The organism is Chitinophaga sancti (genome assembly GCF_034424315.1).
GTDB classification, from domain to species: domain Bacteria; phylum Bacteroidota; class Bacteroidia; order Chitinophagales; family Chitinophagaceae; genus Chitinophaga; species Chitinophaga sancti.
Window position 1 is genome coordinate 2,656,007 of sequence record NZ_CP139972.1, and the last position, 21,193, is coordinate 2,677,199.

Below are 21,193 nucleotides of genomic sequence, written 5' to 3' on the forward strand. Positions count from 1 at the left end.
TATGTATTTAGCTTCAAATTTTTCATCAGCAACAGCTCCATCAAACCCTAATGCAGTAAAATCAAGCATAACCGATGAGCAAGCAGCGGCACGTTTAGGAATGTCCTTCGAAAAATTCAAGGAGATCCAGTCTTATACAATGCAGATGCGTAAAAAGTATCCTCATATGAAGCCGGAAAGGATACAGCGCAAGGTTTGCGAACACTTCAAAATCAAACTGACATGACCCTTACAGAAATAGCAAAGACGATTCCTTCAGAGTACAGGAAAGAGATTTTGGAAACAAACATGATCAGCAGGGCTACAGCCAGTTATTCAGATGCAAGTATGGCCTACCTGCTGCAAATATGGAAAACCTACGTGGCGCCGGATGAGGAAATTGATATGGGGTGCGGCCTCTGTAAGGAGCGAATACTTACCAACTTCAAGCAATTACAGGATACTCTGGTGAAACTGGAACAACAATCAAACCTTCTAAATGCGATATGAGAACTCCCGAAGAGATAATGAAGGGCGGCGCTGTCATTGTAAACGCTGGTATCAAGGACGAAAGTCGCGCACAGGGCCACTACCTGACAGGTGGTTTGGAAAATTCGCTTTCATACGTAGTAGGCAAATTGGGGCCGCTTCGTATTCTCACCGGTACAGCGGTTGATTATACTCGTTTTGTCAATAACGGAGTAGCTGCAGGTCGCGTGCCTTACTCACCAGGTTCTCGTTCTGGTGCCGGCACATCTCAATACATTGAGGGGCTGCGCCAGTTCTGGATCCTACGCGGAAAAAGCGATAAAGAGGCGTTGGCGCTGGCTTTTGCTACTGCGAATAAGCACAAGCAGGAAGGCATGCCGACATCTGCCAGTAAAAGGTATAGTTCCACCGGCCAGCGCACCGGCATGATAGAGGCTGCTATGACAAAGAAGGAACAGGAACTTGATGCTTACATGTCTGTCGGTTTTGATAACCTGGTAGAAACGGTATTCCAAAAATGTAAATCTGAGACAATCTGATGCCTATTACAGCAATCACATATCAAACTGCCACGAATGGATTAAGCGCCGCTTACCGGCCTATTTTGTACCGTGTGACGGCAACTCCAACTGCCGGCACTGGCCAGCCGCCCATTGTTTATTGTGATATCTACTTTGGAGGGGTATTTTACAAAACCCTTTCTAAAACACTTGTCTTTTCCTCTGGTGAATGGCAGTTTGATATACAAGATGCGGCTCAGGAATACCTCAAGAAATACCTGGCTCCGAATGGGGGCGCAATGATCTATCCTGCTGATTCGGTGATGACCAGCGTCTTTTGTCGATTCCGGGCCTCACAAATTACCACGGATGGATTTATCCAGCCTGAAGGCATTGTTCCGGTTCAGGGTACTGGAACGATATCTCCTGTTTCTGGTGGTGGAACTGAAAGTAACACGTCCTTTATTGTAAATTCAACCCTGCAGCAGGAAGATAACCAGGTTTTGTCAGAGCATCTGAACTTCTTTAAGGCTGGCACCTGGTCGCCCAACGTATTTCCACTTTCGCACCGGCCATTATCTCACCGAATCAAATTAGGGAAAAGTGATTATTATCCTATCATAAACACAGATTCTAGCCCGATTAAAGGCATTATTGCCTATTTCAGGTACAAAGGTCAAACAACATTCAATCATGCCGTTAAAGTATTTGATAACGCTTGCCCCATAGTGGTGCCTACCGCTATTTTGTCACCGGTTAATCCTACAACTCAATTATTCAGATTTAGCTGGAATGCGATGCCTTATTATGTTACCGGTGTGAAAATAGAGTACCGAAAGACCACTGATACAGGTGATTTTACTGTTGTTTTCTCTGACCCAAATATTACATACAAGGATGTTACCGTTCCTAATGGGCTTTACGACATCTATTTCACAGCTTTTGGTAGTTGCCAGGGGGGCAGAAGTGGTTATTTACAAAGTGGTTTAAACCCATAAATTATGGATCAGAAAGTACAATACATACCATTCGGATCAAAAAATATGGAGAATACATTTCCATCTATTCCGTGGAAGGATGTGGAGGAGTATTATATGCAGGTAACGAACCTTGAAGGCGCTGTTGTCGCTACTACTCCGCATTACTTCATCGAAGATGGTACACCAGGAGAGGATGAAAGCTGCCGGCTTCATTTCCTGAACTCTCTTGGAGGAATAGATGCCATTACATTCTGGCAAACAGAAGAAAACTATGAAGTTAAAAGTAGCACCTGGCAGAAACCTCTTTCCGTGCCGCTGATAAAGTCAGATGGAGGTAATAGCCGGTACAACGTGCAGGCAAATGATAACCGTAAGGTTACAGCAGTATTTCAGGAAGATGTGATTTCATGGGTAAAGGAACTGATGAGAAGTCCGTCTGTATGGATTGAGTGGAAAGGAGTACAAGGACAGCCGGATGACTATCTGCCGGTATTGCTGAAAGATGCAACATACAATACCCTGAAGGTAGACGATCGATATGAATATCAACTAACTGTAGAATTCCAGTTTTCAAATACAGACATAACAATTCGAAACTGATGCCCAATTCCAATTACATAAAGATTTGCCTTGATGGACAAGATGTTGAGTTAAACAATACAGGACTTGACATAAGTATAAGCTACAATCTGGAGGATGCTGAAGATTTCACTAAAAAGAAATCAAGTGAAGCATTTAATGTAACTATACCGGCCACGGTCAATAATGATAAGCTGGGAAACACTTTTCACAACCCATCCATTGAAGATATGACCACAGGCAAGGTCTTCAGGGGTTATCGGGAAGGTATGATAGAGGCAAATGGTGATGAGTTGCTGGTAGGTAAGGCGTTTTTAACCAACGCCACCCATACTGATCGGCCAGTATCTTATCAGTATGATTTCTACGGAAACAATGGCGACTGGATGATCGACCTCAAAGAGACCACTTTGTTTGATCTGCTGAAGCATATCAGATTTAAGCTAACAGCTGAACGTATACAAGATTCGTGGACTTTTACTGGTGACTCAGAGCTTCTACCTTATGTATTTGCACCGGTGCGGTACCGCCAGCCATTTGATTTTTACGATGACAGTATTACTGATGGAAATTATAAGGATGATAACGCCACTAGCTTATATATGCGTCCATCTTTGTCAGTATACTGGATTATATATTGGGGGTTCAAAAGCGTCGGATATAAAATCAAATCAGACTTTTTTGCCACAAACTACTTTAAGCGCTTAGTGATGCCATGGACCTGGTGCAACTTTCTTTCTTCAGAGGGAAATAGGCAGGATAACCTCCGTTTTCTGGCAAAGGGAACAGAGCGAATCACACTACCTAATTTTACAAATGGGTATTTAGATGTAAAGGCAACCAATACAAACACCGAAGGAGGATTTAACCCAAATAATCTCTACACGTATAATGCTACCACCGGTGAAATGACATGGGCGTATTCTGATGCCTATAGGTATGGTAGTTTAGAGTTTCACTTTAACCTTCAGGTAGATTGGTATGCTTTTGTGCATCAAAGTCAGAGTATAGTAATGGGCATTGAATGGTATATAGATGGAGCTTACATAGAGACACACGTAATTGCTGACAAATCAACTACTGCTTTTTACAGTGACGAAATGAGTGGTATAAAAGAGGATACCTTCGTATGTATTCTTGACAATGAATTTTCAACCCATACTGTGACAGCAAAAATAAAAGCTGTGTTATCAGGTGAGGGGAGTGGTCCTTCCGTTAATCTTCAGGTGCTTCAACTCTCTCTTGATTATATGCGAGTACCGATTGGAGGTACTGTTGATTTCGAGAACTATACAGCCTTTAAAAATTATAAATTCCTCGATTTCCTTGCTGGTGTGGTTGATGCGTTTAACCTTTTACCTGGTACTGATCCTCATCAAAAAGTTGTTTTATTAGAACCCGCGCATATTTATACGCTTGATGACAATTTCATTAGCCCTCGACAAGGTTATTTCAATGGTGATCACACTGATTGGAGCCAGAAGCAGGATCTTTCTCAAGTATCCACGATGGAATTGTTCCGAGATTATGAAAAAGAGGTTACAATGAAATTTAAAGATGATAGTAGTGACGGTATCTTGAAACTCATTCAAGATAGAAACTCTAATGTACTGGCGGCTGCTAAATATGTTTTCCCAGAACGCTTTAAGGCTGATACTAAATCAATTGAAAATAGATTCTTTTCCCCTGTAATGCATTATCAGGTTGATCAATGGCAAAACAAAGGAACACTGGCTCTAAAACCGCAGCTAATATGCATCATCCCAGAGAATATTAGCAATACCAGCAAGGATGAGGCAAGCAACACTTTCCAGCCAAAACTTGCTTGGTATAAAGGTTTAGTGGCAAATGCTGGGGGATGGCGGTTTGAGGGTGAAGATAAAATCAACCTGCCATACATGTTTGCGGTGAATTATCAACCAGGTGGAGAAAGTGATCCTGTATTATCTTATTGTGATGAGAAAATAGGGCCGGTAAGAGCGCCAGGGCTATTCCGAAGGTTTTTTCTTCAACGATTTGCGATCATGCGTAACGGCCAGTTCTATATAACCAACTTCCGCTTGAACAATAAGGATGTAACTAACTGGTTTCACAGAGAGCACAAGATAGTACGCGGTGAGCGTTGGGAACTGGTGAAGATAAATGATTATCGCCCACTGTCAGAGGGTTCTACTGAGTGTTATCTTCGCAAATGGTCTCCCATTACAGAAGACGACTTCAATTCCATTTATCCAACGTTCAAAGTAACAGCGCAAGACAAATACGATACAAAATATTCTCCACTGAAAGCGCTTATAACTGATATACCAGGCGCAATCATTGAAAAATTATAATTATGGGTGCAACTTTCGGGAAAGTACAGAAAATATACGAGCTGCGGACGCTCGGATACGACCAGGTAGGTAAACAGCTTGACAACATAGTTGTCAAATTCAACAATATCAAAAAAGCAAAACAAGATGCGGCTAAAGCTATGGCCGATGCATCAAAGGCACAGGGTACTGAGTCAGAAGCATTTAAAAAAGCTAATGCTGCATATGATGAAGCCAGATTGAAGCAAATACAGCTCAAGACAGAATATACAAATACTAAAAACGAACTTCAGGCTTTACAAATTGTAAGACAAGCAGAAATCAACCAACAAAAACAGCAGCAATCAAGCACCCAGGCTGCTGCTGGAAGCTATAATGCTTTACGGAAAGAATATAATGAACTTCGTAAAGCAACACAAAATGTAACAACAGGATCTCCTGTCCAATTTCAGGGGCAAACTATATCCTATGACCAGGCTATTCAAAAACTTCAACAATTATCTGCTGCAGAGCAAAATTTCCGCCGTCAATTCACCCAGGATAAGCTACTCGTAGGGGAATATACCAGTGGGATCGTGCAGGCATTTAAGCAAATGGGGCTTGACGACCTTGTTGGCGGACAAATTACAAAAGCGAAAAGCCGACTGAAAGATTTAAACTCCTCTTTTGCCCAGCTGAAGACAGAATATGATCGGGTAAAAGTTGCTGGAACAGGCGGTTTAGATGCTATCGAAAAGAAAATGATAGCCAATCGCCAGGAAGCAAACCAACTTAATCAACAGGTTCACCAACTGGAAGCAGAATTCAGGGGTGTCGGTTCTGTCGGTAGTCAGATTACAGCTGGCATTGCCAATGGCTTTGCTGATATGAAAAATCAGCTGGCACAGTTCGTAATAGGTTATTTTGGATTCCAGGCAATATTATCTGGTGCGCAAAAGCTGATCCACCAAAACTATGAGCTGTCAGATTCTATTGCTCAAATCAAGATTTACACGAAAGGAACTACGGAAGAGGTAAACGGTTTAATTGACAGTTTGAAAAAGCTGGATACCCGTACATCACTCGCCGGCTTAGTTGATATCGCTACCCTTGTGGCAAAAAAGGGTGTTGCTAAGGATGAGATCGTAGGCGTTACCCAGGCGCTTGATCAGTTGTTTGTGGTGCTCGGCAAGGAGGCCGGCGATCCGCATGAAGCGGTGGCTAGCATGGTAAAGCTAGTGAATGTATACAGCGAGGACAAGCACGTAACAGCAAAAAACATTGGTGATATCGGAGCCGCCATCGCAAAACTTACATCTTCTGGTGTGGCAACAGGCCGATTCCTTATCAATTTTGCAGAACGTATGGCAGGGATTAGAGGGATCACGGGGCTTTCGATTGATAAGGTTCTCGGTTTGGGAGCTGCTTTGGAAGAATTGGGCCAGCGTTCAGAGGTTTCAGGTACCGCACTCTCTCAGTTAATTGTAAAGCTGTTCACCGATACACAGAAATATGCCGATATAACCGGTAAGAGCCTTAAAGAATTTAAGGCGCTTCTTAATGATAGCCCAATTGATGCTTTTGTTCTTGTTGCAGAGAAGCTGAAGGGGAATGCAGGCGAAATGGAAAAGTTTTTTGAAGGTGTGACAGATATTCACGCACGAAGCGGTAAGATGGTAGGTGTATTAGGAGATATCGCGGGTAACGCAGAATATGCAAGAAAGCGTTTGGCTGCCGCCACTGCAGCAATGGGTGACCAAGCCTCATTAGCATCAGCTTTTGCAGAGAAGAATCAAACCTTTGCCGCAACCCTCGACAAGATTGGGAAACAATTTGAAATCCTGGGTAGTAATAGAAGTGTTCAGGTCCTGTTAACCTCTATAGCAGGCATTATTACGTTTTTACTCGGTAACATACCAGGGTTAGTAATTGCTACTGGCGTTTGGGCTGCAGGATGGGCAATACTGAACAAGGAGCTATTCCTTGCTAAAGCCAATTTGTTATTGGTAAATGCGCAAATACTTGCAGGAAGAATTGCCTTAGCCGCTATTACTATTTTTACCAATGCCTATTCAGTTGCATTAGCACTTTGGACCGGAACAATGCGTGTAGCGACGGTAACCGCCCAGTTTTTGAATTCTACCTTGCTTGCCACCCCTTTAGGTATTATTCTGACGTTGGCAGGTCTGGCTGCGGGTACAATGGCTGCATTCGCCGGGGCCATTTCAGGCACAACTGAAAAAGTTTTGGCGCATGCTGCATCGTTGAGGTTATTAAATGATATACAGAATCGAGTTCAGGATCAGATTGGTGCCACTGTTAATAAAACCAAACTGCTGTCATCCGTGGTCGCGGATCACACAATAAGTGAAACAAGCCGTAAGAAGGCGCTACAAGATCTTATTGCAATCGCTCCTGAGTATTTAAATAAGCTCACCCTTGAAAATGCTGCCACTGCTGAAGGAAAGCAAATCTTAGACGGTTATTTAAAGTCTCTGCGAGAAAAGGCTGAGTTGCAAGCAGGCGAAGGGATAGCTAATAAGGCAATAGAGGACAGGACCAAATTAGAGAAAACCTTATTTGATTTAGAATTAAAGCGAAAACAGGGTAAAACAGGGAAGAATGATCTTACCGACGAAGAACAGAAATTCCTATCTACCGGGAGGAGAAGTGTGCCTTTTGGTGCCGCAATAGGCTCCCTGTTTGGTAAATCAACTATCGATGCAGCAATACAGGGGGTGCAAGATCAAATAAATGCAAAGAATGAGGAAGTTGATCAGGCTAATGCTTTTGTGAAAGCAAAATATGATAAGCTCGGGCAAACTGTTAAGGAAGGAAATGAAGCCGTCACAAATGCTCCGAAACCAAGAACCATTTCTACTGTAAAGGAGGAGATAAAAACACTTGACGAGCAAATCAATGTAGCTGAGATAGGTTCACAGAAATTGAAGGATCTTGTTTCCCAAAGAACTAAGCTTCAGAAGGAATTACAAGATGCGGAAGGTAAAACTAACGGCAAGGACAATGCTTCAAAGATTACAGGTACTCAGCGTGATGAACTGAGAGATAAAGAGGCTGCTAGAGAGGAAGAGTTATCATTCCAAAAGCTAAAATTTGCTGAAGGTAAACTGTCAGAAGAGGATTACCTGAAAAACATCCTTCAGATCAATAGAAAGTATATCGATGCTAAACTTGCTCTTATAAAAGGATCCAATTCCGCTGAACGGAAGCTAATATCTGATCTGAAGTCTGAGAAAGTAGACAACGAAAGAGAAACTAATGAAAAGCTGTTTAAGCTAGGTGAAGAAAGAATAAAAGACACCTTTGATCATGCAAGGAAAGAAGCTGAATCAACGCTACGGGCGGTTGAAAATAGCCCTATTGCTACTCCTTCAGAGCTTGCACAAGCGAAACTTGATGCAGACAAGGCAATCCTTACCGCTCAAACTGCCTTCAATGAATCAATGGATCAGCTGGAAAAGTCTCTTCACGTCCAATCGAAGAAGAATGCTGAGGAAAGGGCTGATTCAATTACCACTGTTAATCAGAATATTCAAAAGGACCAGTTATCCTTAAGTAAAGCAACTATTGAGGATATTAAAAAGCAAGGTGAAGCAGAAATAGCTGCTTATAAGGCCAATGTTGAAAAACAGAAATTAGCCGTTGCTCAAAGCAATAAATCGACACCAGTTAAGCAGAACCTTACCGACAAGCTCAATAAAACGGAGGAAATAGGAGTACTTGCATTAGAGGTAGCAACAATGGAAAAGTTGCTTCCGAAGTACAAACAGCAGCTAAAGGATAAAGAAAAAACTAAGCAGGAATATAACGAGTTCGTTACTCAATTGTATGAGAAGCAACAGGCATTACAGAAAGCGACACTAGAAGGGCAAAAGAAAAACCTCCTTTCTTTTGCTGATGGCCTAAAGAGCATCATTCAGAAACTATTTGTTGCATCTGACGAAATGTCCGCCACGATCATGCAGGGGCTGTCCGGAGCCTACAGCCTGGCACAGGATGCAATGAATGGTTTCTTCAACAATGAGCAGCAGCGTATTAAGGAGAGCCAAAAAAACATGCAGGATCGCCTTGATACTGAGCTTGAACAGGCGAAAGCTAGGGCGCAATCAAAGGCAGAAGAGGAAAGATTGGAAAAGCAGTACGCATTGAAGAAGAAGCAAGCCGACAAACAAGCCGGTGAGGAACTGAAAAAGGCAAAAAAGAAAGAGGCCCGGTTGGCTTTGGTGACAGAACTTGCCAATATAGCGGCGGCGGCAGCTGCTAACGTACTAAACGGTGTAACCTTTGGTGCTGCGGGAGTTGCCCAGTTTGCAGTTCAATCCGTGCTTGCTTTGGGAAGGTATGCAATTCGTATTAACGAGATAGACAATACCCAGTTTGCGTATGGTGGCTCTCCGGATGTGCCTACTCGAGGAGGAAGGTTTGGCGGTAAACCACACAGTCAGGGCGGTACACCGTTTATGTATAAAGGGCGCAGATTTGAAGGAGAAATCGATGAACTGGCAGTTATCCGTACTAAAAACGCGCCTACCGGAACTTATTCTATCACCGGTAATCATACTCAGATTGCCTCTGGTCTTAATGCCCTGGGAGGAGGGATATCATTTGCACCTGGAGCTCAAATTCAGAAATATGAATTTGGTGGAGGGCTCGGTGAGAGCCTAAAAGCACCGGTATTTACTCCTTCTTACTCTAATTCTCCTGTTAATACCAATAGTGCTGAATCAGAAAAATACTATGATCTCATTTTGGAACAGACGAAAGCTATTCAGGCGGTCAATGGACGTATAGATAAGATCGAAGTTGTCCAGGTGACCCGAAGCGTTACAGATGCGCAGAAAAAACATGTTAAGCAATCAAATATCGGTACCCTATGAAAGAAACGATTTTAGATAAAAAGCTACAGGAAATCGCATCCTCCAATTGGGAACAGTTTGTCCACCTGATTGGAGGTGAGGCCATCATCAAAGCTAAAATTTGCTTGTTAAGGCAGAATAACCATAGTTACGGTGAGATCAAAAACCGCTTGGGTATCACTGAGGATCGGGTAAGATATGGCTGTGCAAAATGCGATACCAATAAACAAAGTCAGTAAAAAAGGGTGGTTTTTTTTACCATAGATAAACTCAAAATGATTCTTGAGAACTTATTTTGATTGCATTTTTGTGCAATGAAGCGTCCTGTACAAGTTTTCAATTTCCGGCTGCAAAATGCCTCCTCTGGTTCGGTTGATATATTCATCGATGGCGCCATTGTAGATGCCGAAACCCAGCAGATTTACCGTGACTGGTTTGGTGACGATACCTCTGTATCCTTCAAGTCATTCAGAGAAGAATTGCAGAAGTCAAATGCTTCTGTCTACAATATATTCATTAATTCTCCTGGTGGTGTGATCACCGACGCCATGGCAATGCACGATTACCTGCAGGACGAAAAGAAGAGGGGTAAAAAGGTCAACACTTTTGGCCGAGGCATTGTCGCAAGCGCTGCTACTTATATCCTTATGTCGGGTGATTCCCCTGAAATGTCGGCAAATAGCTGGTTCATGATTCACAACGCTTCGGGCTTTGCCTACGGAGATGTAAATGAAGTGGAAAGGCAGGCCACAATTCTTCGCCAATTCAATAATGCAATTCGTGATTTCTATGCAAAGGCAACGGGCCTCAGTGCTGAGGAAATCACTAGCATGATGAATGCTGAAACATGGATGCTCGGTCCAGAAGCAAAAGATAAAGGATTCATCAAGCAAGTTTCAGAAGACGTTTCATTCACAAATCTACTCTCTGCAGATGCCTGGGAATACTCTAACAAGGACGTTCTTGCAGCTTATAACTCGGCTGTAAAACAGCCTCCTGTAAGTGATCCAGCCAACTCTCTCCAACAATTCATTCTAAACCAAAATAATGATATGAAAAAGTTCTTCGAAAACTTTCTCAACGGCCTCAAGGGCCTCAAGCCGGACGACAATGCCAAGCCGGCTGACATCGTAAACCAAATCGTAGAAGCTCTTACAAAGCCGCTGGAAGACATGTCCACTGAAATTGAGAACCATATTTCAGCCCAGGTAACCAGCGTGCAGAATACGGTGCATAATGCTTTAACGAAAGAGTACGGTGACAAGATCACTAATCTCACTACTGAAGTAACAAACCTGAAAACGGAAAATACCTCACTGAAGACTGAACTCGCCGACGTTAAGGGTAAGCCGACCAATGAAGGCGGTGGTTCTGGTAGTAAAGATGAGGTTAAACCCATTGGCAGCTTCAGCAAGGCTTAAGATTTAACACATCATTTTCTCACTTATACAATCGTAAACATAATGCAAGCAATCGACAACGCCAATCTGGTCGGAATGTGCCAGAACAATTGCAGCATCGCTAGTTTCCTGCCTAAGGTATCCTACACCTTTGATTCCTCTGCAAAAACTGTTGCTGTTCAGGATGGCTCCACCTATGGGTCTGGCGATGGCCTTAAGAAAGTGCATGTTAAAGTGCACGACCAATTCGGTAACGAAAAGCGTGACACAATTACTACAACTGGTGCTGGTGGTGCAAAAACTATTGATGTCTCTACGCTGAATCTCAGCAAGCCGCTCAATATCACGGCAACAGTAATTACAAATAAAGACTTCCATGCTGATGGAAGCGCTTTCCAGATTCAGGCCGCGGGTGATCTCGCCGGCTGGGATAAAAAATAATTCTGCCCATTCTAAAACCTGAAATAAAATGTTTGAAACTTTTTCCATAGACTCTCTGGCGTTCTTCGAATCGATCATTCAGCCGGCCTTTGCTGATATTGTACCTGCGGGTTTCCCCTTTCAAGGAACTCTCAATGAGTTCTCAATCATGGATAATGTGGTTAGCAAAAGGCCAATTATCGACATCCGCAGGGTGCAAAATATCCTGCAGCGCAGAGATGCGTCATGCGACATCAATTATAAAAAGGTAGTTGGTGCTACTACCAGGCAAATCTCTGTTGAAGAAGTGTACGGCGCAACTCAGTTTTGCCGTAACGAATTCTACACAGGCTGTCTGAAGGATTTCCGAGCAAATGATCCTTTGTTCGGAAATAAGATTTTGCCATTCTTTCAGGGCGCAGTGAACGTAGATATTGCGTCAAATGCCTATTTCGGAGATGTTGACCGGGTTGTCGGTGTCAATGCTCAGTGGAGCACCAACATCTTTGATGGTATCTTCAAATGGATCAAAAAGTACATCACCGCGGGGGTAATCCCTGCCGGCCAGACAATCTCCATTGCTGACGGTACGGATTATACGGCCAATGCTACTGCCGCATACACTCTTATCAAGGGATTGTATGACAAGCAGCCTGTATTGATGTCAGCGTTTGCGGATAGTCAGAAGGCTATCTATGTATCCAAAGACATTGCTGCCGGTTATGAAGATTACCTGATTTCCACAGGAACAACTGCTCAGGGCTATACTTTGCTGACAAATGGCATCGAACAACTGTCATACAAAGGAATTCCTATCCTTGTTGAGCAGATCTGGAAACCTATCATTTCAGAGTTGAAAGGTTCTTTGGGGCATGCAGCTATTCTGACACTACGTGGAAACTTCGTCTTTGCCACAGACAAGAACTATGGTGAAGGTGAGGACGGTAAAACCGCGCTGGAAGTTTGGTATGAGAAAAAAGACATGCAGTGGTATTATCGCCTTTTCTTGAAAGCAGGTACCCAAATGGCTCTTCCTGAATTTGTTGTAATCGCTCTGAGCTCCTGGTCATAACTGGAGGCTGATTGTTTTTCTCTAATCACTCAAATTATAAACAATGCTTTGTTTTACTGCACAAGGATATACAAGACCATGCGGCGGGGTAACTGGGGGTATTTCAGATATCGCCACATTTGACCCGTCTGACTTTAATTTTACCCAAACAACTGCAACCTCTCCATATAGCGCGATAGCCTTACGCGCAGGCGCTACAGCAGAGGACGGGGGTAAAATGTATTTAGTCAACTTTCAACCTGACCAGGCTGAATGGAAGTGGAAGCAAACGAAAAATGGCTGCGCCACCAAGTATGAGCACGAATTTGCCTTCCAGTTACCAGAAAATAGTAATCTGCTGACCAACTTCCTGCAAGCAATTGATTCCGCGGGATGTTGCTGCGGTTTGGGCCTGGCTATTCGCCTGAACTCTGGTAAGATATTCATTGCGGGTGAAAAATACGTAAACGCTGCATCTATCCCTAAATTCATCGTTGCCCAGGATGGATCAGACGGCGGTACCGGTAAGGTATTCGATGAATTCAATGGAGGTAATATCGTCCTGAAGGGTAACTACTCCCGTAACCTGCGCGAGTATTCCGGTACCTGGGCTTCATTGGAAGCTCTGATGTAATGCTGCAACATTTTTAGTATGGCAAAAAACAATAAGAAAATGCCCAGTATCAAAATCAAAAAGCAGTCTGAGTCCGCTATTGTCGCTTTTGGCAACAGCGGACTTCCGCTTTCCCAGCGTGATGATCTTTTAGATCTCGCGATTATTGCACGGCAAAGCCAGGATCCCACACTGCTCAATCATTTTGAGGAGCTGCCGCCCCTGGACCAGCTGCTTAAACAAAAAGTGCTACCACTTTTGCCTGTAATCAATTCTCTGCCTAAAAACACAGAGGATAATCAAGAAAGTTCTCCATCAGATACTCAAGAATAATCATCAACAGAAATGGCCGTTACAAAGAAGAATACAAGTCAAAAGCCGATTGCAAAGAAGCCCAGCAGGGTAAACAATGAGGTGCGTATTGACGCAAAAAATCCAATTCCTTTTGAGGGCGGACGTGCATTCTCATTTGTCAACGGTACTCGGTACATCCCGTTCCTAAATGAAAAGGATGATTTTGGCAGCCAGTTGTTAGAGGCGCGAATTTTGTCGACAACTCACAACCGTTGTATTACTTCTAAAAAAAGGTATTGCAAAGGCTCAGGGTTCTATGATAAAGACGGACAAGAGCTTCCTGCAGAATTAAATGATTGGTTGGCTTCAATGAACAAGAAGAACGAACCAGCGTCTACGCTGGTAGAAAAGAACTTTGAGGACTTTTTTACATGGGGTAACGTTCCAATTGAACTGGTTAGATTTACTTCAGCAGGTCAAAAGTACTTCTATGTTTATGTTCATAATTTTCTTGAATGGCGGCTTGGCACTCCCGATGAAGACGATATCATCACATATGCAATACAGTCTAAATTGTTTCTTCGCCAAAAAGGGTATCTCTCAGCAGATGAAATCAAAAGGGCCCAAAAACTACCCCTATACAATCCTCGCCAATCTGAAAAAGATAATTGGTTTAAGGATGAAAAAGGGGTTCAAAGGACATTAATCTGGCATAAGAACCCCGTATCAGGATATTCATATTACGGTCTTCCTTCGGCCATTGCCAGTATGATTTACCAGCTGTTAGAATACAAAGGAGCCAGGTATAACCTGGACAACTTCGAAAACAACATGGTGGTAAGTGCATTACTTGCTTTGAAAGGAAATCTCAGTCAGCAGGAAGCCGACAGGATTGGTAAGAAGGCAATCCAGACCCATACTGGTGACGGTAAGCGTGGCCGTGTAATGGTAGTAGCCAGTGAGGAAGGGATAGAAGGTTCTGACCTACACACCTTTGATACAGCGAAGGATGGTAGTTTTTCAGAAGCCGATGACAAATGGACACAAAAAATTATCCTGGCTAATGAATGGGATGCTGTACTTGCCGGCATTCAGTCTGCGAGCACCATGGGGAAGGGATCAGGTTTTCTTACTAAGATAATCGAGCACATTAACAAAAATGTGATTCTACCTGCCCAACAGGATTTGATGGATAATGTTTGGACTACCATTTTTAAAGTTGCCAGCGCATGGATGGGGTGGGATTTGTCAAAATACAAGCTGGCGATCAAAAGTAATGTTGATATATCTGGCTTGACAGACGTCGATATTACTCCAGCCGTGACAGTGAATGAAGTTAGGGAAGCTAAAGGACTACCAGGTGACAAAACAGAAAAAGGAGGCATGTACCTGGGAGAACTGAAAGGCAAACAACAAAACAACCAAGATGTACCGAATCAACCCACTAATGCGTGATGTTTTGATCACCACTGATGAGGTGATCTTCCATGCTCCTACAAAACACACTCTCGATCCCCGGACGATCGAACAGTCCATAATCATTGCGGAAGAAAGGATTATCCGTCCTGCTCTTTCTGATGACCTGTATTATGACCTGATACTGCAGAAGAATAAAACCGTTACTGCGGATAATAAGGATACTCTGCAGGATCAAGTTAATAGTTCTTTGCCGGCAGGCAGCGAGCAAGTTATTTTGGCGATTGGTGATATCGTCAATGCCTTTGAGTTTCTGAGTGCAGATTACCTGAAGCTTTGGAAGCAGCACCTGTGGAAGTTGACTGCGGAAGTCGTGATGTTGGGTGCCACTCCGGAATCATTTGTGCAATTCGGATCAGCAGGGGTAATACATACAGTGCCAGCTGCAGGCCCAATGAATACCACAGGAGAGGTGTCTCCGGAATTACGCTCTGTAAAATGGTTGATGGATAAAAAAATGATGGACCGCATTGATCCACTCACTCAAGCAATGCATGAGTGGATTTGCCGGTATAAAATACAATATCCATTATATCAGAAGGAATGTGGATGTGATAGTAAAGGAGTGGCGTATAAGCGCAAATCAGACATTGTTTTGAGCGTATATGATGAAATTGATAACTCTTCAAATTGTGGCTGCTATGAAGATTAAAAATATCGTTATCGGTTGGGCGAAGAGGTTTTCGCTCATCCCCTCCTCAGAAGCTGAAACAAAACTATCTGAGCTAAGGATGAAGCAGTGCGGTAATTGCGCTGAATCTAAACCATCTCAGGTTCTCAAAATCATCAACGGCGAAGGCAATTATGTCCATCAGCTTAGATGTACTAAGTGCGGTTGCCCATGCCAGGAGAAAAGCCTGGTTGTAAACGAATATTGCCCCATCGGAAAATGGTAATTATGGAAGGCAACTACGATTATTATCAATTATTTCTTACTCCGCCTTTAAATAAGACGGTGGTAAAAATGCTGACTGCAGCTGATTCCGAACCTGATCACTACCCTGTATTAGTATTGGATATAAACAGTAATGATGTAGGAACAGCTACGGATAAGGCAGCCTATGTCGCTTTGTGGAATGCCGCACCCTCTAACGCTGTCAAAGGCAAATTAACAGGAGGGTACGGGCCTTTCTCCTTTGTTTTAGAACTCAAACCCGGACAATCGCCACCCTCAAAGGTAACCGGTAACCCAATTCACGTTTTCGGAGGGGTATTCTCTAACACATTCGATTCTAAATTCAACTAAAGCACATGGCAACAGCTATCGAACTTTTTAAAGCAGCAGTTAAATCCTCAATAGGTGATAAAATAGCTGAGGGGAGTATCGTTAATGCAGACATAGCACAGCGGTTTTATGACGCGGCAGATCTTATACTTTCCCAAGTAGCATTCGGATCGCTGGCATTTAAGGGTGACGCCGGCCCGACAACTAATCCAGGGGCTGTGGCGGGGGGGCGCATGTGGATTACATCGACAGCAGGTACCTATACCAATTTCGGTGGGTTGGTTGTTAACGCAAATGAGGCTGCTTTCCTGGTGGACAATGGCACTGCTTATACTAAGGTTACTATTCCACTTGACCTAACCAGTTATCTTCAGGCTTCCTCGATAGTTTCCAAAGGGATCATCGGTAAGAACCTTTTTAATAAGGCTGACTACATAAATGGTCAATATATTAGCGTCAGCAACGGAGCCCTATCATCAGCTGCCAATACTGCTGTGTCAAAAGCTATTTCACTACCTACCGGCGCAACTCAGCTATCTTTTAGTGGCTTTACAGCAGTAGCCTCAAAGTACTACAGGTGGTTGGATGCTTCCAGTGCAATTTTATCGTTTGCGGCTTTGCCTGCAACGTCAGGTACTTTGACAATCCCTACGAACGCAAAGTATTTCCAAACAACTATTCGCTGGACTAGCGACGCAGACTTGTCCGGATTGAATACTATTCAAATTGAGATAGGTTCTGCACCTACCGTTTACGAAGCATATAGTTCTACCGATACGATTGGAACGATATTGACAAAAGCCGTTTATGCCGGCATTCTTGATTCCAACACTCAGGTGTTGGGCACTCCTATTGGTAATTCCCCTATACCTAAGAACTATGCTGATGCTACTTACGCGATGCCTGGTTATTCGAATATGGTCGGTAATAATTTGTTTAATAAAGCCGCTGTGGTTGAGGGAAAATATATCAGCGTATCAAATTTTGACATCCAAACAGCTACAGGCTGGACGCATTCCCCATTTATTAAAACAACTCCAGGTGAAACATATACAATTTCCGGCCTGGTTACATTTACGAGTAAGGCAATTCAATTTGCCGATATCAGTAAAACAAAACTGACTACAAACCCTGGAACCAAAATTTTATCACAACCATTCACTTTTACAGCCCCTGCTGGATGTGAGTATATTGTATTTACTGTAAAAGATTCAGTGAATACTACATCGGTTTATGATAGCGCCATGATTAATATCGGGTCTTCTGCTTTAGCTTATGAGGCCTATACAGTAACTCCCGTAGCTAATCAGATCAACAGTCGTGATATACTGGCGAAGTACTTGGATACTAATGCTACTATCGCAGGCAAGCAAATTGTGACAAAGGACATGCTGAGTACAACTGCAAAGTCTATTACACTATCTTCTGCTGACAAGCTGCTCATTTTCGGCTGCTCCTATACGGAGAGTGCTTATGCGATCAAGAATAAGAGCTGGGTGAACAAGCTGGCTAACTATCTTGACTGGACAGTTTATAACTTTGGAGAATCAGGTAACCGGATCATCGATGAACTGAATCGGTTCCGTAATAACACATCTCGCTTCGGTGTTTCTCCTCAAGCTATTAACGGTTCGCTGATTTGGATAGGCAATATTGGGAATGAGACATTGTGGGGATACGACTCTGACTTGTACATCAAGCAAATGCGCTCATTTATTGAGTTTGCAAAAGCCAATGGGGCTCAATTGGTCCTATCTACCGACCACATTACTACTGGTAAGCCCTGGATCGAAAGCCTGATTGCGGACATTGCGAAGGAGTACGATTGTTTCTTCATACCTGCAGGAGCATACGGTGATAAAATTTTAAGGATCAATGTACCTGCTGGTTTCTGGGGGGCAAGTCATCCAGGAACCAGGGTAAATGCATATCAGTTTGTCAATCAGCTGTATTACTTCAATCAAATTCGCAGGCCTCGTCAGTCCATCAAGCTATTTCGTAAACGCTCTGCCTTTGCGCCGTCAACGATCAATGATCTGAATTTTGAGTTAAATACTGAAAGGGTGAAGAAATGGATTGAACTCAATTCTGGAGAAAACAGTTTGAATGAAGTGGATAACTCATATCAAAAGATGGATCAGTTAGATCAAACCTACACAAGGGTTGACAATACTAATGAGTATGGTACTCTGATAAGTAAATCTGCCGTTTCCTTCGCTGACTATATGCTCGTGAGTGCTGTTATCGATGTTATTCGCCCAACTAAAATCGAAATTAAGATCGCTACTACCGCTGCTCCTTCCTGGTACGTAAAGGATCTTCGTAGTAATACTACCTGGGGAGACTCCAGTAAATATCAGGCTGCATTTAATTTGGACAAAGCTACATATGATGCTACTGCATTAACTGTTGGTGATACTTATAGTGCACCCTCAATACTGATCTCTGGAAGCCCAGCTACATTAACCTACACAGGTAAAACGTATGATCCCCGATTCGGGTATCTGCTGATATTCACTTTCCCCACTACAGCAACTTCCGGCAGTTATGCAGGAGGAAGTCTGACCAAAATTTCTGGATCGGGGCCGGCATCTATCACTTTTGATCATTTCGACAGCAACATCAATTATAGCTACTCCTTTTTAAGCCAGCTTAATAAGCCTGATGGGGCTTTTGTTTCTTTAACAGCCAGCACTGATGGAGGTTACAAAGTGATCACGCTGGAAGGTATCGACCTGCAGAAATACTTGGAATACGATAAATTCCATTTGGTTGGATACCTGGCAGGAGGCTTCAGTATCACAGATCTGATCATTAATGTTACTGGCGGTACAGATAAGCGTGATTTTCCCAGGACAATATCACTACCTGGTACCGGATCAGAAAAAATGTACACTACAGCAGTAGATGCAATCGGTTCGGGGTGGACACTCAACGGAGCAGCAGTAATTGAGCAAATGCCGACAGGGTACAAAGACTATCCAACAATTGCAGGTGGCAGTGGCGGATCTCACATCTCTTTAAAATATGATACTGAGGATATGCCGGGTACAATGAGAGCATCCATTGCCATTGACAACTCCGCCAATGGATACAGGAAGCTTGTCGTAAAGGTCATTAATCGGCTATTCCCGAAGATATATCTGCCTGCCGGCTCAGAGACGGCTTTTACAACAACTGTTCGCGAGATCACGACGGATAGTTATGATTTCGGCACTATTTGTTTGTCTTTGAATAGCAACACTGGTTACGGGAATACAACACTCCGACGTCCTACAGACATTGGATGGAATTTGGCAATCTTTGAAATTCCTGTACCTCCATTTGCAGGAGACATAGACCTGATACTGCACCGTGATCCTGCCGACATCATCGATAAAACCAATTACAAAAATCATACATGGCCACTCCACGTGTGTTATGTATCGGCACAACTTGTATAGTATGTCAACTAAAACAGTATTCATTTACATCAAATTTGGATGGATCGTGGCGCCAATAGTCTGGTGGATAGAGAAATACGTGTATAGCGATTGGGAATTTTTAAAATTCCTTTTTGTGATCGTATCGGTAGATACACTCTTAGGGTTTACCAAAGCAGTAATGGAGAAAAAAGTAAGTAGCAAAGGGTTTGGCATGGTGTTGAAAAAACTACTCATTTATACATGCTTGCTTGTAGCGACATCTGCCCTTACAAAATTCACTATAAGTGGAGCGCCGCAAGTTGCTTTTTCATTCCTCAACAATGTGGTATTCTCTGCTATAATGGTTCGAGAGGCCATTAGCATATTCGAGAATGTAGCAGAAATCGAACCTGGTGTATTGCCTGGTTCTATCCTAAAGTATCTACAAAAATTTCATTCAGAAACAGGTAAAAAGTTAATCGATGAAAATTAAAATTATACTGGCGGCCTTGCTGGCCATCATGTGCTCCTGTGCAACAGTCAGGAAGGCCAAAGAGAAATCTGTTAGTAATGCTCAATCCATAGACACCAGTTCAAAGGACCATTCCTACGAAAAGGAAACAATTATTGAAGAAAAAACAGCTGTACCAGTGACAACTAAACCTGATTCTGCTAATACTTCTGGTACAATGTCTTCTTCTGATACCTCTGAATACCGGCAGACAGTTGAGACAAATACACAACGCTTGACTACTACAGTGAAGCCAAAAGTAAAAGATGGAAAGGTGATCGGGTATGATATAAACAGTAACGCGATTGCCAAGGCGCAAACTATTAACGTACCTATCGACCGGAAGACTTCTACCAAAGAGTTAATATCAGATAAGCAGAAAGAAGGTAAATCTGTGATACATACAACCACAGTAACAAAAACTGACAAAGATGTTTTTCGCTTCAATGCTGCAGGCACAGTAGCGATCGTGGTAATAGTTTTTCTGCTACTCGTTTTTCTGTATTTAAAAAAAATATTTTAATAAATCTAACAATGGAAAAATCAACATTCTTTAAATTATACTATCCCGGAGCTGTGCTGTGTGAAAGAGAAACACAAATTCCCGCTTTGGCCACACTTGCCCAGGCCGCGATTGAATCCAGCTGGGGTGAGAAAGCGCCAGGTAATAATTTCTTCGGCATCAAGGCGGATAAATCCTGGAAAGGTAAACGTCAAACTCTTAGGACAAGAGAGGTATTCAGTGATAACGACCGGAAGAAGCACATATTTCCTGATGTTCACTCTGTCACTCAATTTAAAGATGATAAGGGGAAGGTAAAATATGAATGGATTGTGAATGACTATTTTAGAGCTTATGACACGGTTGCAGAGGGTTTTTCCGACCATGGAAAATTCTTTCACGATAATCCCCGGTATGCAATGGCATTACAAGCAAAGACGCCATATGAATTCGCTGATGCTGTGGCAGCTGCTGGATACGCCACAGGTCCTGGTTATGCTAAGCTGTGGAAGGATGTGATGAGCGGTCTTAAGGAATTTCTCCCTGGACAGAAAAAATAACTACAATTTAGATTTTGGTTGATGTGTAACGAGCCGGGTATT

At 42.9% G+C, this 21,193-nt stretch carries 20 protein-coding genes; all 20 read left to right on the top strand.

The genetic code is table 11. The annotated features are described in order from the left end of the window. Position 1 precedes the first annotated feature (1 nt). The 20 genes from U0033_RS10070 to U0033_RS10165 all read left to right on the top strand — a co-directional run bounded on the left by U0033_RS10070 (position 2) and on the right by U0033_RS10165 (position 21,151). Positions 2 to 226, top strand: a complete 225-nt coding sequence (locus tag U0033_RS10070; RefSeq protein ID WP_072356862.1) for a hypothetical protein — start codon at positions 2 to 4, stop codon at positions 224 to 226. Further along, a complete protein-coding gene (locus U0033_RS10075) occupies positions 223 to 489 on the top strand; it encodes a hypothetical protein (RefSeq protein ID WP_072356861.1) in 267 nt (88 codons plus the stop codon). The genes U0033_RS10070 and U0033_RS10075 overlap by 4 nt, the downstream gene beginning before the upstream one ends. Then, entirely contained in the window at positions 486 to 1,007 is a 522-nt protein-coding gene (locus tag U0033_RS10080; protein WP_143150584.1) for a hypothetical protein, read from the top strand. The genes U0033_RS10075 and U0033_RS10080 overlap by 4 nt, the downstream gene beginning before the upstream one ends. Then, the gene (locus tag U0033_RS10085; RefSeq protein WP_072356859.1) at positions 1,007 to 1,966 is read left to right on the top strand and encodes a hypothetical protein; all 960 of its coding nucleotides are present in this window, start codon (positions 1,007 to 1,009) and stop codon (positions 1,964 to 1,966) included. Before U0033_RS10080 ends, U0033_RS10085 begins: the two co-directional genes overlap by 1 nt. A gap of 3 nt (positions 1,967 to 1,969) precedes the next feature. Beyond that, positions 1,970 to 2,548, top strand: a complete 579-nt coding sequence (locus U0033_RS10090; protein ID WP_072356858.1) for a hypothetical protein — start codon at positions 1,970 to 1,972, stop codon at positions 2,546 to 2,548. Next, a complete protein-coding gene (locus U0033_RS10095) occupies positions 2,548 to 4,860 on the top strand; it encodes a hypothetical protein (RefSeq protein WP_072356857.1) in 2,313 nt (770 codons plus the stop codon). The genes U0033_RS10090 and U0033_RS10095 overlap by 1 nt, the downstream gene beginning before the upstream one ends. 2 nt (positions 4,861 to 4,862) lie before the next feature. Then, entirely contained in the window at positions 4,863 to 9,716 is a 4,854-nt protein-coding gene (locus tag U0033_RS10100; RefSeq protein WP_072356856.1) for a phage tail tape measure protein, read from the top strand. Next, positions 9,713 to 9,934 (top strand): hypothetical protein, encoded by a 222-nt coding sequence (locus tag U0033_RS10105; RefSeq protein ID WP_072356855.1) that lies wholly within the window; start codon positions 9,713 to 9,715, stop codon positions 9,932 to 9,934. The genes U0033_RS10100 and U0033_RS10105 overlap by 4 nt, the downstream gene beginning before the upstream one ends. 75 nt (positions 9,935 to 10,009) lie before the next feature. Beyond that, a complete protein-coding gene (locus tag U0033_RS10110) occupies positions 10,010 to 11,116 on the top strand; it encodes a head maturation protease, ClpP-related (protein ID WP_072356854.1) in 1,107 nt (368 codons plus the stop codon). A gap of 42 nt (positions 11,117 to 11,158) precedes the next feature. Next, positions 11,159 to 11,536, top strand: coding sequence for a hypothetical protein (locus U0033_RS10115; protein WP_072356853.1), 378 nt, complete (start codon positions 11,159 to 11,161; stop codon positions 11,534 to 11,536). 28 nt (positions 11,537 to 11,564) lie between these two features. After that, the gene (locus tag U0033_RS10120) at positions 11,565 to 12,587 is read left to right on the top strand and encodes a hypothetical protein (RefSeq protein ID WP_072356852.1); all 1,023 of its coding nucleotides are present in this window, start codon (positions 11,565 to 11,567) and stop codon (positions 12,585 to 12,587) included. Positions 12,588 to 12,630: 43 nt separating this feature from the next. Next, complete coding sequence (locus U0033_RS10125; protein WP_072356851.1) at positions 12,631 to 13,200, top strand: hypothetical protein; 570 nt, start codon at positions 12,631 to 12,633, stop codon at positions 13,198 to 13,200. An 18-nt stretch (positions 13,201 to 13,218) separates the two neighbouring features. Further along, positions 13,219 to 13,512 carry a hypothetical protein gene (locus tag U0033_RS10130; RefSeq protein ID WP_072356850.1) on the top strand — a complete coding sequence of 98 codons (294 nt, stop codon included), beginning with the start codon at positions 13,219 to 13,221 and terminating at the stop codon, positions 13,510 to 13,512. Positions 13,513 to 13,524: 12 nt separating this feature from the next. Beyond that, positions 13,525 to 14,928 (top strand): phage portal family protein, encoded by a 1,404-nt coding sequence (locus tag U0033_RS10135; RefSeq protein WP_072356849.1) that lies wholly within the window; start codon positions 13,525 to 13,527, stop codon positions 14,926 to 14,928. After that, complete coding sequence (locus U0033_RS10140) at positions 14,900 to 15,601, top strand: hypothetical protein (protein ID WP_143150583.1); 702 nt, start codon at positions 14,900 to 14,902, stop codon at positions 15,599 to 15,601. Before U0033_RS10135 ends, U0033_RS10140 begins: the two co-directional genes overlap by 29 nt. A 246-nt stretch (positions 15,602 to 15,847) precedes the next feature. Then, positions 15,848 to 16,195: a hypothetical protein gene (locus U0033_RS10145; protein ID WP_072356846.1), complete on the top strand. Its 348-nt coding sequence runs from the start codon at positions 15,848 to 15,850 to the stop codon at positions 16,193 to 16,195. A 5-nt stretch (positions 16,196 to 16,200) separates the two neighbouring features. Then, positions 16,201 to 19,617, top strand: coding sequence for an SGNH/GDSL hydrolase family protein (locus tag U0033_RS10150; protein ID WP_072356845.1), 3,417 nt, complete (start codon positions 16,201 to 16,203; stop codon positions 19,615 to 19,617). Between the two features lies 1 nt (position 19,618). Beyond that, positions 19,619 to 20,071 carry a bacteriophage holin gene (locus U0033_RS10155; protein WP_072356844.1) on the top strand — a complete coding sequence of 151 codons (453 nt, stop codon included), beginning with the start codon at positions 19,619 to 19,621 and terminating at the stop codon, positions 20,069 to 20,071. Beyond that, positions 20,061 to 20,612: a hypothetical protein gene (locus U0033_RS10160; protein WP_072356843.1), complete on the top strand. Its 552-nt coding sequence runs from the start codon at positions 20,061 to 20,063 to the stop codon at positions 20,610 to 20,612. Before U0033_RS10155 ends, U0033_RS10160 begins: the two co-directional genes overlap by 11 nt. An 11-nt stretch (positions 20,613 to 20,623) precedes the next feature. Then, positions 20,624 to 21,151, top strand: coding sequence for a glycoside hydrolase family 73 protein (locus U0033_RS10165; RefSeq protein ID WP_072356842.1), 528 nt, complete (start codon positions 20,624 to 20,626; stop codon positions 21,149 to 21,151). Positions 21,152 to 21,193 lie beyond the last annotated feature (42 nt).

Excerpts from the sequence above, each read along its gene's own strand:
- U0033_RS10085 (WP_072356859.1), top strand. The coding sequence starts at position 1,007 with ATGCCTATTACAGCAATCACATATCAAACTGCCACGAATGGATTAAGC.
- U0033_RS10115 (WP_072356853.1), top strand. The coding sequence starts at position 11,159 with ATGCAAGCAATCGACAACGCCAATCTGGTCGGAATGTGCCAGAACAAT.
- U0033_RS10155 (WP_072356844.1), top strand. The coding sequence starts at position 19,619 with ATGTCAACTAAAACAGTATTCATTTACATCAAATTTGGATGGATCGTG.
- U0033_RS10095 (WP_072356857.1), top strand. The coding sequence starts at position 2,548 with ATGCCCAATTCCAATTACATAAAGATTTGCCTTGATGGACAAGATGTT.
- U0033_RS10160 (WP_072356843.1), top strand. The coding sequence starts at position 20,061 with ATGAAAATTAAAATTATACTGGCGGCCTTGCTGGCCATCATGTGCTCC.
- U0033_RS10165 (WP_072356842.1), top strand. The coding sequence starts at position 20,624 with ATGGAAAAATCAACATTCTTTAAATTATACTATCCCGGAGCTGTGCTG.
- U0033_RS10100 (WP_072356856.1), top strand. The coding sequence starts at position 4,863 with ATGGGTGCAACTTTCGGGAAAGTACAGAAAATATACGAGCTGCGGACG.
- U0033_RS10110 (WP_072356854.1), top strand. The coding sequence starts at position 10,010 with ATGAAGCGTCCTGTACAAGTTTTCAATTTCCGGCTGCAAAATGCCTCC.
- U0033_RS10150 (WP_072356845.1), top strand. The coding sequence starts at position 16,201 with ATGGCAACAGCTATCGAACTTTTTAAAGCAGCAGTTAAATCCTCAATA.
- U0033_RS10080 (WP_143150584.1), top strand. The coding sequence starts at position 486 with ATGAGAACTCCCGAAGAGATAATGAAGGGCGGCGCTGTCATTGTAAAC.
- U0033_RS10105 (WP_072356855.1), top strand. The coding sequence starts at position 9,713 with ATGAAAGAAACGATTTTAGATAAAAAGCTACAGGAAATCGCATCCTCC.
- U0033_RS10070 (WP_072356862.1), top strand. The coding sequence starts at position 2 with ATGTATTTAGCTTCAAATTTTTCATCAGCAACAGCTCCATCAAACCCT.
- U0033_RS10145 (WP_072356846.1), top strand. The coding sequence starts at position 15,848 with ATGGAAGGCAACTACGATTATTATCAATTATTTCTTACTCCGCCTTTA.
- U0033_RS10075 (WP_072356861.1), top strand. The coding sequence starts at position 223 with ATGACCCTTACAGAAATAGCAAAGACGATTCCTTCAGAGTACAGGAAA.
- U0033_RS10130 (WP_072356850.1), top strand. The coding sequence starts at position 13,219 with ATGGCAAAAAACAATAAGAAAATGCCCAGTATCAAAATCAAAAAGCAG.
- U0033_RS10135 (WP_072356849.1), top strand. The coding sequence starts at position 13,525 with ATGGCCGTTACAAAGAAGAATACAAGTCAAAAGCCGATTGCAAAGAAG.
- U0033_RS10120 (WP_072356852.1), top strand. The coding sequence starts at position 11,565 with ATGTTTGAAACTTTTTCCATAGACTCTCTGGCGTTCTTCGAATCGATC.
- U0033_RS10090 (WP_072356858.1), top strand. The coding sequence starts at position 1,970 with ATGGATCAGAAAGTACAATACATACCATTCGGATCAAAAAATATGGAG.
- U0033_RS10125 (WP_072356851.1), top strand. The coding sequence starts at position 12,631 with ATGCTTTGTTTTACTGCACAAGGATATACAAGACCATGCGGCGGGGTA.
- U0033_RS10140 (WP_143150583.1), top strand. The coding sequence starts at position 14,900 with ATGTACCGAATCAACCCACTAATGCGTGATGTTTTGATCACCACTGAT.